Here is a 12,927-nt window from a genome sequence, read left to right as displayed (position 1 = left end):
GCCGCTGATTACGAACTAGTTACGGTGCTCAGTGGACGATTTGTTCATACCGTCGGCGGCGATAGAAGTCTTTCGCCAAGCTCGCTGGTCACCAGACGCGACTCGCTCCTATGAGCACTTTTCGGGTGGCTTCCGCTGGTCTGACGAAGGCTTCGGAGACGTTACACGAATCTGTGTTGATTCGGACAACTATTCATTCCGCTTCTTAGTTGCCTATCGAGCCTCGCTGATTTGCGGAAGTCCCTGCTGCGACATTCGCGGTCCGTGGGATCAACTTCTTGCGGAATGCCCGAATTGGCCCGGCTTTCGATCCGAACGCAGTGACCCAGCACTGCTCACCGCGCTCCACGAGACACAAGCAAAACTCGCGGCTGATCTTGACGATCTCGAACGCAGGATTCAACGCTCTTGAAGTGCCTCGGCGAACTCGATCGATTACCCCCCATTCTACAGACGCAGCCGTGCTACTAGCTGCTATCACGTTTCGAGAAAGCTGCTTCGCCCCGATTGCCCGACGGGGCTCGAATGACTTCTCCCCCTGTCCGCCCCGTACTGAATATTCGTACAATGGCAGGATTCGTCACGGATGAACTTGCTTGGGGGTTTTGGCCGCCGTATGCCAGCATCGGACATTGTCATCAAAGGGGCACGCGAGCATAACCTGCGCGATGTGTCTCTCGTTTTGCCGCGAAATCAGCTCATTTGCCTCACGGGCGTTTCCGGGAGCGGAAAAAGCAGTCTCGCCTTCGATACGCTCTATGCCGAAGGGCAGCGGCGGTATGTCGAAAGCCTGTCTAGCTATGCGCGCCATTTTCTGGGGCAAATGCCCAAGCCCGATGTCGACTTCATTGGCGGCCTGAGTCCGTCGATCTCGATCAGCCAAAAGAGCAGCGGCAATAACCCCCGGTCCACCGTCGGTACGATCACCGAAATCTACGACTACCTGCGCGTGCTGTTCGCCCGCGTCGGCCAAGGGCATTGCCCCAAGTGCAGCCTGCCGATCACCGCGCAATCGCGTGAAGAAATCTTGGTTCGCATTCTGCAGTTACCCGAAGGGACCAAGCTCAACATCCTGGCGCCCCTCATTCGCCAACAGAAGGGTGAATACAAAGACCTGTTCGAAGACTTGCTGAAGCAGGGCTTTGTCCGTGCACGAGTCGACGGCACCATCGTGCAACTGAACGACAGTTTGTCGCTCGACCGCCAGATGCGCCACGATATCGAAGTCGTTGTCGACCGGCTGACCTTGCGCGCCGATGTGCGCCCGCGTTTGAGTGAAGCGGTTGAGACGTCTTTGAAGATGGGTGGCGGCAATCTGATCGTGGCCCTCGATCTGGCGGCTGGCGAAACCAAGGCCGCGCCCGTTCCGCAGGACGAAGAAGCCGAAGAACCCGCCGAGGAAGAAGCCTCGGCCAAGTCCAACAAGCGGAAGCGTCGCGAAGCTCGCGCGGGCGATTTGCTGTTTTCGTCCGACTATGCCTGCACAACATGCGGCCTGTCGTTCGAGCCCCCCAGCCCCCAGCTCTTCAGCTTTAACAGCCCGCAGGGGATGTGCCCCGATTGCGACGGCCTCGGTGTGATGTACAGCTTGTCACCCGAACTGCTGGTGCCAAACCCCAAGCTGACGTTCAAAGAAGGGGCCATCGAGCTCATCGGGCCATGGCACGAATTGGGTCGCTGGCGGCGACATATTTATCAAGGCGTCGCCGACACGCTCGAACGCAAGCACAAGTGGCAAGAAGACACGCTGCTCGAAACGCCGTGGAACAAACTGACGACCGAGCAACGCAACGTACTGCTCTACGGCACCGGCAAAGAGCACATCACGTTCACCTGGCGCGGTGGTCAGGCCCCGATGATGTACGGCGGCAAGTTCGAAGGGATCATTCCCGAGTTTGCGGGCAAGCATCGCAACAGCAAAAGCAAGATGCAGCAGAAGCAACTCGAAAAATACATGAGCATGGTGGGCTGCCCCACGTGTCACGGCGAGCGACTCGTGCCGCAAGCTCGCGCGGTCCGCGTGACCACCCAAAGCAACGCGGTTGGTGAGCCGGAAAGTCGCACACTGCCGCAGATCTGCAACCTGGCCGTGAGCGATGCGTCTGCCTTCTTCCAGAACTTGCAACTCACCGATACGCAGCAGATCATCGCCGCCGAAGTGCTGAAAGAAATTCGCACCCGCCTCGGCTTCTTGATCGATGTCGGTCTCGATTACTTGTCGCTCGATCGAACCGCGCCCACGCTCTCGGGCGGTGAATCGCAGCGGATTCGTCTCGCCGGTCAAATCGGCAGCGGACTCGTCGGTGTGCTTTACATCCTCGATGAACCGTCCATTGGCCTGCACCCGCGCGATAACGACCGCTTGCTCGCCACGCTCCGTCGCTTGCGCGATATGGGCAACACCGTCATCGTTGTCGAGCACGACGAAGACACCATTTGGGCCGCCGATCAAATTCTCGACTTCGGTCCTGGTCCCGGTGTGCGCGGCGGTGAACTCGTCGCGCAAGGTCGCCCTGGCGAAGTGCTCAAGGCTGAGCGGAGCATTACCGGCAAGTACCTGTCGGGCGAACTCGAAATAGCCGTCCCCAAGCAGCGGCGCGCTCGTACCGACAGGAGCCTGAGGATTCTCGGCGCGGAACATAACAATCTGAAGAACGTCGATGTCGAGATTCCGCTCGGCGCGTTCGTCTGCGTCACGGGCGTCTCCGGCTCCGGCAAGAGCTCGCTCATCAGCGATATTCTGGTCGAGACATTGCACCGCGATTTGAACAAAGGTGACGGCAATCCTGGTAAGCATCGCGCCATCGAAGGAATGGAGCATCTCGATAAGCTCATCGCCATCGATCAAACGCCCATCGGTCGCACGCCCCGCAGCAATCCCGGCACCTACGTCAAACTGTTCGACGAAATTCGCGATCTGTTCACGCAAATGCCGGAAGCGAAGCGCCGTGGCTTCAAGCCCGGGCGCTTCAGCTTTAATGTCGAAGGTGGACGTTGCGAAGCCTGTGAAGGAAACGGCAGCACGCGGCTCGAAATGGATTTTCTCGCCGACGTGTGGGTCACTTGCCCGGTCTGCGAAGGCAAACGCTTCAGCCGTGAAACGCTGCAGGTTCGCTTCAAGGACAAGAGCATTGCCGATGTGCTCGAAATGGACGTGCAGCAATTGCTCGGCCTGTTCGAAAATGTGCCGAACATTCATCACCGTCTGCAAACCTTGCACGACGTCGGTCTCGACTACATCAAGCTGGGCCAGCCTTCGCCGACCCTCAGCGGTGGTGAAGCTCAGCGCATCAAGTTGGCCCGCGAACTGGTGAAAAAGAGCACCGGCAAGACGCTCTACTTGCTCGATGAGCCCACGACTGGTTTGCACTTCGCCGATATTCAACTGCTATTGAAGGTGCTGCACAACTTTGTCGATGCCGGGAATACGGTCCTTGTCGTCGAGCACAACCTCGACGTCATCAAGACGGCTGACTGGGTCATCGACATGGGGCCCGAAGGTGGTGCCGCCGGTGGGCAGTTGCTGGCCGCAGGCACGCCCGAAGACATCGTGAAGGTTGCCGGTTCCTATACGGGCCGCGCGCTGAGCAGGGTGCTCGATGGCTCGGCGGCCAAAGAGGCTCGCGAAAAAGCCTACGCCGCTTTGCATCCTAGCGAAGAAGAAACCAAGAACAACGGCAAGAAGAAGGCCAAGAAGAACACCGGGCTGATCGAACGCCCCGGGACGCAAGGCCCGCCTCACCTGGCCACGCATATCACCGTCCGCGGTGCCAAGCAGCACAACCTGAAAGACGTCAGCGCCAGCATTGAGCGCGACAAGATGACGGTCTTCTGCGGTCCTAGCGGCAGCGGCAAAAGCTCGCTGGCGATGGACACCATCTATGCCGAAGGTCAGCGACGTTATGTCGAAAGCCTAAGCAGTTACGCTCGGCAATTTGTCGCGCAGATGCAAAAGCCGATCGTCGACCACATCGACGGTCTCTCCCCGGCCATTGCCATCGAGCAAAAGAACCTTGGTCACACGCCCCGCTCGACCGTGGGCACCGTCACCGAAATTTATGACTACCTGCGCATCCTCATGGCGCGGCTCGGGCAGCTGTATTGCCCCACGTGTGAGATTCCCGTTGGTACGCAATCGGCGGATCAGGTCGTCGATACGATCCTCGCCGAAACGCCCGGGGCCAAGCTCTTTTTGATGGCCCCCGTCGAGATTGACGTCGGCCAGCAATACGCCACGTTGTGGGAAGATCTGCGCACCAAGGGTTACAACCGCATCCGCATCAACAATCAATCTCACACGCTTGATGCTGTGCCCGAGATTGATCGTCGCCGCAAACACAAGGTGGAAGTCGTTCTCGACCGCATCACGGTCAAGGAAGAGGCACGCTCGCGCATTGCGGGGAGCATCGAGCAAGCGCTCGCTCTCGGCAAGGGTGTGATGCACGTCGCTTACGTGCAAGACGACGTGCCCGAAGCCAAGTGGCGAACCGTCGCGCACAGCCAACATCTGGCGTGTCACGAATGCGGTCGCAGTTTCGAGCCACTGACGCCCCACAGCTTTTCGTTCAATAGTCCGCTCGGTTGGTGCACATCGTGCGAAGGCCTGGGCGTGCAAACCGGTGCCAATCCGGCCGCACTACTCTCCGATCCCAAGCTCACGCTCGCTCAAGGCGCGCTAGCCCTTTGGCCTAATCTGCAAACGTCCTATGCCATGGCGATGCTCGAAGCACTCGGCCAAGGCACCGGCGTGCCCCTTGATGTACCGTTCGATCAACTGCCCCATCGGCAACGACGCACGGTGTTGTACGGCGCGGAAGAACAATGGTTCGATGTGTTGCCGCCCGGTGCGACTGGCAAGAAAGCCAAGCCGCTGTTTCGCTTTCAGTTCAAGGGCTTGTATCCGGCGCTCGAAGAAGCCTCGAAGCTGTCGCCGCTGCTGCGTATTCGCCTGGAACAACTGGTCGCCGATGTCGAATGCTCAACCTGCGGCGGAAGTCGCTTGCGCGATGATGCCTCCGCAGTCCGCTTTCGCAATCAGACGATCGGCGAACTCGGTCGCATGCCACTCGCTCACTTTCAAACGGCGATTGCCAATTGGAACCTCAGCGAACGGGAACGAAAGATCGCCGGCGAACTGCTGCGTGAAATTACCGGCCGGCTGCAGTTCCTCCTCGACGTTGGTCTCGATTATCTGTCGCTCTCTCGCCCGGCGGCGACTCTGTCGAATGGCGAAGCCCAGCGAATTCGCCTCGCCAGTCAACTCGGCAGCGGATTGTGCGGCGTGTTGTATGTACTCGACGAACCGACCATCGGTTTGCACCCGCGCGACAACACCCGCTTGCTCGGCGCGCTTCACAAGCTCCGCGATCTCGGCAACACGCTCATTGTGGTCGAGCACGACCGCGAAGTGATCGAGCATTGCGATCACTTGCTGGACTTTGGTCCCCGGGCAGGAAGACTTGGCGGCGAGATCGTCGCCAGTGCTCACCCCAGCGATCTCGATAGCCAACCGCGCAGCGTCACGGGACCGTACCTGAGCAATCGGAAGGCGATTCCCGTTCCCAAGACGCGCCGCATTGGCCACGCTCTGCCTCCCGTCGATGCGAACGGCGAACCAGCGGTTCCGGTGAAGGCCAGCAAGAAGAAAAAGGCTCCGCTGACTGCGGTGGCTGCGAACAGTGGTGAACCGGACCGGCTAAAGCCGGAACTCCAGCAAGCGTGGATTGAGGTCGTCGGCGCGCGGCACAACAACCTGCGCAACGTGACGGCCAAGATTCCGCTTGGTACGCTCACGGCTGTCACCGGCCCCAGCGGTAGCGGCAAGAGCACGCTCATCGAAGATGTGCTGTACGCGTCCATTGCCCGCCAGTTGCATCGCGCGTCGGTCATTCCCGGCCAGCACGACGCGATTCACGGCCTCGAGCACATCAACAAGGTGATTCGCGTCGATCAGCAGCCGCTGGGTAACTCGCCCACTTCGAATCCAGCTACTTACACGGGCTGCTTCGAACTGATCCGCACCCTCTTCTCGCAATTGCCCGAGGCCAAGGTGCGCGGCTACTCCGGCCGCCGCTTCAGCTTTAATGTTCCCGGCGGTCGCTGCGAAGCCTGCGAAGGAAACGGCCAGAAGCGAATCGAAATGCACTTTCTGCCCGACGTCTGGGTCGAGTGCGACGTCTGCCGCGGCAAGCGGTACAACCCCGAAACGCTGGCGGTCATGTTCCACGGGCACAGCATCAGCGATGTGCTCGATATGACCTGTGGCGATGCCCTGAAGCTCTTCGAGAACATTCCCAAGATCCGCCGCATCATGCAAACGCTTTGCGACGTGGGGCTCGACTATCTCACACTCGGTCAACCTGCTCCGACGCTCTCGGGGGGTGAAGCTCAGCGCGTGAAGCTCGCCGCGGAGCTCTCGCGTCCCGATACCGGCCGCACGCTCTACCTGCTCGATGAACCGACGACCGGTTTGCATTTCGACGATCTGGCCAAGCTGCTCGAAGTGCTGCAACGGCTGGTCGATATCGGCAACACGGTCGTCCTCATCGAACACAACCTCGACATCATCAAAAGCTGCGACTGGATGATCGACATGGGGCCCGACGCGGGCGAAGGGGGCGGCCAGGTCGTCGCCTTCGGCACGCCCGACGAAGTTGTGCAGCGTCACGTCGCCGCGCATGGCCTGCCCGCCGTGGCGCAAACCAGTTTGCAACCGAAAGCCAAAGCCAAGAAAAAGTCCGCCAAGGACGAGCGACAATTCTCGGCCGAAGAATTGGCGGCGATCCCGTTCTCGCACACCGCCGCCGCGCTCGCTCCCGTGCTGCTGGCCGGACCGTTCGAAGATCGCAAGAAGTACGACCCGAACGAAGCGGAGCAAGAACAGCAGGGCGATCTCGATATCACCGAGGTCGGCAAGACGGTGAAGATGCCCTGGGAAGTCGACGGTCGCAAATGGCACACCGAGTCGCGCGTCGGCCGCACCGGCGAGGCTTGTAAGTGGGACGGCCGCATCCTGGACGAAGTGGTCGACCGCATTCACTCGCTGGGCGAGTTCAGCGAAACCGACTGGAGCGAACGCTCCGTCGTCGAGATCGCCGCCAGCAAGAAAAGTGATGGCTGGTTCTTCCATGCGATCACCGGCGAAACCTGGCTGCTCAAATTGAAATTCCGCGTTTACAAGGGAACCTTCAAACGCGAGGCCTTGCAGGAACGAATCAAACTGAAGACGCTCAACGAGCTGGCCGACCTGCCCATCTATGGCAACGAGCCACGCGTGAAAGTGAAAACGCTGCAAGGGCCGTGGCAAGAGATCGAAGTTCGCGTGCACTCGTACGACGAAGTCGACACGCCCGAGTTCTGGCAGTTTGTCGACGACGCCGTGCAGGGCTTCTTCAAGTTCACCGAGAAGGCCACCGTCTCGCCCGAAGACGTTTCGCCCTGGAAGGTGCTCGGCCAGAAGTGGCATCTGCTCCGCAAGGGTTTCCCACCAGGTCGCAACGTGGAGTGGAAAGCCGAAACGCTCGAAGAGTTGTGTGAACTCATCAAAGAGGTCGCGCCGGAGAGCGAGTTCCTCTGGAATAACCAGCAGCTGGTTCGTGTACTGGTGCCGCAAGCCCGCGATGCCTGGGCGACGCTCTATACCAAGCGGCCGCAGTCGCTTTTACTCGTGCTGAACGGCCCCAAAGGAAAGTTCGCCCTCGGCGGCATTACTACGTTGGGCTCGACCCGGGAGTTTGACGATTTGAGCAAGGAGCGAGATGTGATCAAGATTCACTTCGCCAATATCGAACAAGTCCATCAGCCCGAACTGCGGCAGTTCCTGACGCAGCATTTGGCGTCGCTGGGCAAACTGCGAGAGGTGGCCTCGTGAGCGATCGACTCGTAGCCCCGACATTTCTTTTCCGTTTCGCCGCCCCTTGCTTCTACACCGCGGACTTGTGGTCGAGCAAAGGTACGTCCCTTGGTCCCAAGCACATTTTGCCTTGCTTCGGCGAACTCGAAGGAAAGAAGATTCACACCGAGGTCCGCGCGGGCTGGAGCGAAGCGGGCTTAGCGTTTCAATTCGCGATCAAAGGCAAGACGCAGCCGCCGTGGTGCCGCGACTCGCGGATCGACGATAGCGATGGCGTACAGCTGTGGATCGACACCCGCAACACGCAGAACATTCACCGCGCCGGCCGCTTCTGTCATCGAATTGCCCTGTTGCCCCTCGGTGCTGGCCGCAAGCTCGATGAACCCCTCATCGCCCTGCTCGCCATCAACCGCGCGAAAGAAAGCCCACGCGAGATCGATACTCGCCTGCTGCAAATTCGCGGCGAACGCCGGCACGACGGCTACACGCTGCAGGCTTTCCTGCCCGTGCAAACGCTCACCGGCTTTGCCCCCGGCGATCAGCCTGCCATCGGCTTCACCTACGCCGTCATCGACCGCGAACTAGGCCCCCAAACCTTCACCGTCGGCCCCGAGTTTCCCTTCGCCGAAGACCCCAGCCTGTGGGGCACGTTGAATCTGGTGAAGTAAATGCAGAACGTAGAAGTCAGAATGCAGAATGAATTCACAGTTCTGCATTCTGCGTTCTTACTTTTGCATTCCTACAACGTGGGCCCAATCTGCCACGGCACGAACTCTTCGTCGCCGTAGCCCAGCAGCTCGCTCTTGGTTTTTTCGCCACTGGCGACGGAGATGATCTTTTCGAAGATCTCGCGGCCCACTTCTTCGACGCTCTTGCCGTTGAGGATCTCGCCGGCGTTGATGTCCATGTCGTCGATCATCCGTTCGTACATGGGCGTGTTGCTGGCGACCTTGATCGACGGTACCGGCTTGCAGCCAAAGCAACTGCCGCGGCCCGTGGTGAAAACGATCATGTTGCAGCCGCCGGCGACGAGTCCCGTCACGCTCGGCGGGTCAAAGCCCGGAGTGTCCATCACGCAGAAGCCTTTGGCCGTGATGGGCTCAGCATATTGATAGACTTCGCTGAGCGCCGTGGTGCCTGCTTTCGCCACCGCGCCGAGTGACTTCTCGGCGATGGTCGTCAGGCCACCTTCCTTGTTGCCGACCGACGGATTGTTGTCGATCTCGACGCCATACAAGCTGGTATGCCACAGCCACCATTTGATCCGCTCCAGCAGCTTATCGGCGACTTCCACGGACTTTGCGCGGCGGGTGAGCAAATGCTCGGCACCGTAGATTTCGGTCGTTTCGGCCAGCACGCTCGTGCCCCCCGCCGCGACCAGCATATCGCTAGCAACACCGAGCGCCGGATTGCAAGTCACACCGCTGTTGCCATCGGAGCCGCCGCAGTTGGTGCCGAGAATGATCTCGCTGATCGGGATCGCTTCGCGGCGTACATCGTTGGCCTGCGGCAACAGTTCCGCGAGGACCTTGATGCCCGCTTCGACGGTCTTCGCAGTACCGCCCAGATCTTGCATCGAGAGAATCGGCGGCAACTTGCGATTGCCTTTGCCGTCGAGAGTAAGGAGCTTTTGCGAATCGAGCAGGTAGCCAATCGGCGCGTTCTCGCAGCCGAGGCCGATGATCAAAAAACCGCCGATGTTCGGATGCCGTGCTGCCCCGGCCAGTGTGCGGGCGAGAATCTCGTGCTGCAAGCCGCCGTACTGCAACCCGCAGCCGCCGCCGTGACGAAAGGCAATCACGCCGTCGATGTTCGGGTAAGCCTTCAGCACTTCCTTGTCGAACCGTTCGGCAATGTAACGCGACACGGTCGACGAGCAGTTCACCGACGAAATGATGCCGACGTAGTTCCGCGTTCCCGAGCGGCCATCTTTGCGGCGAAAGCCTTGAAAGGTGCGCCCAGTGATCGGCGGCAGGTCGGCGGGAATCTGCTCTGCCTTAGCATAGTCGCGGACGAAGTCGCCGTTGTGCAAGTTATGGCTGTGAATCCAGTCGCCTGGTTCAGCGGCCGCGGTCGTGGCCCCGATGATCTGGCCGTACTTCAGCACCAGCGCACCCTTGGCGATCGGCACCAGGGCGATTTTGTGCCCGATCTTCACGGCCTGATTCAGAGTGATCGAGCGCTCACCGACTTGCAGCTTTTCGCCCGCAGCTAGGTGGCGCGCGGCGACAATAATATTGTCTTCGGGATGCAAATGCACGACATCGGTCAAGCGACCGGCAGTGGCGATCATGGTGTTCCTAACGACCGAATCGAGCGGCGAGTGGCGGAAATAGCTACCGAGCGGCAAGGAGGCATCACGACCGTGACGGTGTGATGCAGTCCGCATTATACGGGATCAGGACGTTTGCGGCGTCCGCTCTGCGGAAGCGGCTAAAGTCCGGCCGAACGCGAAGCTACGCAATCCCGCGCTTGCGCAGTTCGCCGACGACATTTTGTACGATGCGGGCAACGTGATCGGCATCGACGGCGGGCGTGACCTTGCACCCGGCGCTCGGTTCTTTGGTGAAACCCTCGGCGGCGAGCAGGCATTGAAGCTGGTCGCTGAGCTGGCGGAGTTGATCGACTTGCACAGCGGACTTCGGCTGGCGGCTCGGACCGGGCTCGATGCCGCGCAGCTTGAGTGCCGCGCGAAAGCCATCGGGAAATTCGGCCGAGTAGAGCATCGTGTCGAACAGCGGGAGCAAGCGATACTGCAGGTCGCGGGCTTCGTCGATCTTGCCCGCGATGGTCAGTTCGTACAGCTTTTTGGTGATCTCGGGCGCGACACCGCTAGTCGCGTTGGTGCCGCCATCGCAACCGATGAGCAGCATGGGCATCAGCGCGGCATCCCAGCCGGTCATGAAGCCGAAGTCGGGCCGCAGTTTGCGCACGGCGGCGATCATTCGCATCATGTGGGGCAGATCGCCCGAGCTGTCTTTGATGGCGATCACGCGCGGGCACTCTTCGGCCAGTCGTTGCACCGTGGGCACATCGATGGGCGATGCGAACATCGGGATGTTGTAGAGCGTGATATCGATCGGACTGTTGTCGGCAATCTCCTTGAAGTAGGCATACACGCCGGCCGGCGACAACTTGTAGTAGAACGGCGACACGATGGCCACGGCGCGGCAACCGAGCGTGTGGTAGTACTCGCAGGCTTTGATCGTTTCGCGGGCGTTTGCTTCAGCCGCACCAGCCAAGATCGGCACGCGGCCGCGCGTCTGATCGGCCATGATTTCGATGATCCGCCGCCGCTCTTCAACGGTGAAACGCGTGAACTCGCCCGTGCTGCCGTTGGGATAAAGTCCGTGGACGCCGTGGTCGATGAGCCAATCGACGTAGCGGCGCAGCTCCGGCTCGTTGATCTCCGCATCGCTCGTCAGCGGGACGATGTTGGGCGTAAAAATGCCGCGCAGGCGGTTCTCAGCGGTGGCTGCCATAGTGGGTGAGTAGCGGATTGCGTATCGAGGGGAATAAGTCGGGTCAAGAAATGCGATAGCGGTTGTCTGCTACAACCTAATTCGGCTCAAACTTTCCGCAAGTTTCCGCCCGGCTGGTCTGTGCGGCTTGTTTCGATTATCTGGCTTAGCCGCTACAAAAGCATAGCGGTTGCCCCCTTCGCTTAGTTAGCCCCCCATTTACCTGAGCCCTGAGCCGGAAGCGTTAGCGCCCGGCTCATCAAGTAACTACGACAAAGTCTGGAAGGATTCGGTCCGTGCCGAAAACGCGAAACTCGAAACGGCGAATGCCGACTGCCGAAGTCACCCCAGCGGTATTGCCGGCGGGCGATCTGCTGCAGCGCGCGGGGCTGCGTTGGTCGGCAGCGGCGGCGGTGATTGCCATCAGTCTCTTCTTTTGGATGTGGCTGTTTCTCGATCACTCGGCGGTGCGTCGTCAGGTCATCCAACTCGTCCTTACACCCGAGTTTGTCGTTGGCAATTGGTTCGGCGAATGGCGTAAGTCGGTGCCGATCGCGTTTTTCGATCGCTTGCCGATCCTCTTCACCGCGGCGCTAATCATTGGCGCGAGTATCGGCCCGGGCTCACTGCTGGTGATGTTGCTGACGAATAAGAAATCACTCGACAAGCTCGAGCACGTCACCCTGTCGATTGGTGCCGGGCTGAATCTCGCTTCGCTGTATGTGCTCGCGGGTGGCCTGGTTCCTGGTTCGCTGCATCAGCTGTGGTGGATCTGGCTGGGGCTGCTGATTGGCCTGCTGACGTTGCCCCTTCTCGTCTATCGTCTGCTGCAACCGAGCGAACTGGAACTGCCTGCCTCAACTGTTCCGCGCTCGTGGGCCGAGCGTTACGCAGGCTGGTTCATCGCGCTGTTCAGCTTGCCGTACTTGCTGGGCGGCATGCTCCCCCCGTGGGACTTCGACGTTCGCGAGTACCACCTGCAAGCGCCCAAGGAATGGCTGCAGCGCGGGCAGATCGATTTTCTGCCGCACAATGTGTATGCGAACATGCCTCTCGGGGCCGAGCTGCAGGCCATCACGGCGACGGCAATCCTCGGCGGTGGTGAAGAGGCCTGGTGGCTGGGCGGGCTCACGGCCAAAACGCTGATGAGTCTGTTTGCACCACTGACGGCTGTCTTGCTCTGGAGCATCGGTCGTCGCAGTCTCTCCGGTACCATCGGGCTGGCCGCTGCGCTCTGTTATTTGTCGTTCCCGCTCGTGGCGCACGTGTCGATGCAAGGGCTGAACGATGCGGTCCTCGGTTTCTATCTACTGGCTACCTGGTGGGTCTGGCAGAAGAGCGAAACGGGCGATTGGCGAGCGCTCATTCTCGCTGGCTTCTTTGCCGGTGCAGCGGCCGCGGTGAAGTATCCCGCGCTGGTGTTCGTGGTCGTGCCCCTCTGTGTCGAAACGCTGCTGCGCAAATTGGGACTGCGCGGACAGCGGGCCGCAGCCATGAATGCGAATCGCTTTCAACAGGCTGCCGTTAGTCTGTCGCTGTTGCTAATCGGCCTGCTGCTCGGCGGCTCACTCTGGTATGCCAAAAACAAAGCCCTCACCGGCAACCCGTTCTATC

4 protein-coding genes and 1 pseudogene are annotated in these 12,927 nt (G+C 60.1%); 3 read left to right on the top strand and 2 right to left on the bottom strand.

Features of this window, described 5'->3' with window-relative positions; genetic code table 11:
• Positions 1-586: 586 nt before the first annotated feature.
• Together uvrA and NA78x_RS01405 are read left to right on the top strand one after the other, a co-directional pair.
• Positions 587-7,870 (top strand): excinuclease ABC subunit UvrA, encoded by a 7,284-nt coding sequence (uvrA, locus tag NA78x_RS01410; protein WP_425616631.1) that lies wholly within the window; start codon positions 587-589, stop codon positions 7,868-7,870.
• A complete protein-coding gene (locus NA78x_RS01405; protein WP_425616630.1) occupies positions 7,867-8,520 on the top strand; it encodes a hypothetical protein in 654 nt (217 codons plus the stop codon). The genes uvrA and NA78x_RS01405 overlap by 4 nt, the downstream gene beginning before the upstream one ends.
• Positions 8,521-8,591: 71 nt before the next feature.
• Here NA78x_RS01405 and NA78x_RS01400 read toward each other — a convergent pair whose 3' ends face one another.
• Both NA78x_RS01400 and NA78x_RS01395 read right to left on the bottom strand, forming a co-directional pair.
• A complete protein-coding gene (locus tag NA78x_RS01400) occupies positions 8,592-10,145 on the bottom strand; it encodes a UxaA family hydrolase (RefSeq protein ID WP_425616629.1) in 1,554 nt (517 codons plus the stop codon).
• A gap of 163 nt (positions 10,146-10,308) precedes the next feature.
• Complete coding sequence (locus tag NA78x_RS01395; RefSeq protein WP_425616628.1) at positions 10,309-11,334, bottom strand: dihydrodipicolinate synthase family protein; 1,026 nt, start codon at positions 11,332-11,334, stop codon at positions 10,309-10,311.
• A 305-nt stretch (positions 11,335-11,639) separates the two neighbouring features.
• Between NA78x_RS01395 and NA78x_RS01390 the strand changes: the two are divergent.
• Positions 11,640-12,731 (top strand): annotated as a pseudogene (locus tag NA78x_RS01390) (glycosyltransferase family 39 protein); the annotation flags it as partial.
• Positions 12,732-12,927 lie beyond the last annotated feature (196 nt).

It is taken from the genome of Anatilimnocola aquadivae, assembly GCF_049819085.1.
GTDB lineage: Bacteria > Planctomycetota > Planctomycetia > Pirellulales > Pirellulaceae > Anatilimnocola.
Note: the sequence above shows the minus strand (reverse complement) of the source record. Positions and strands in the feature narration are given on the sequence as shown.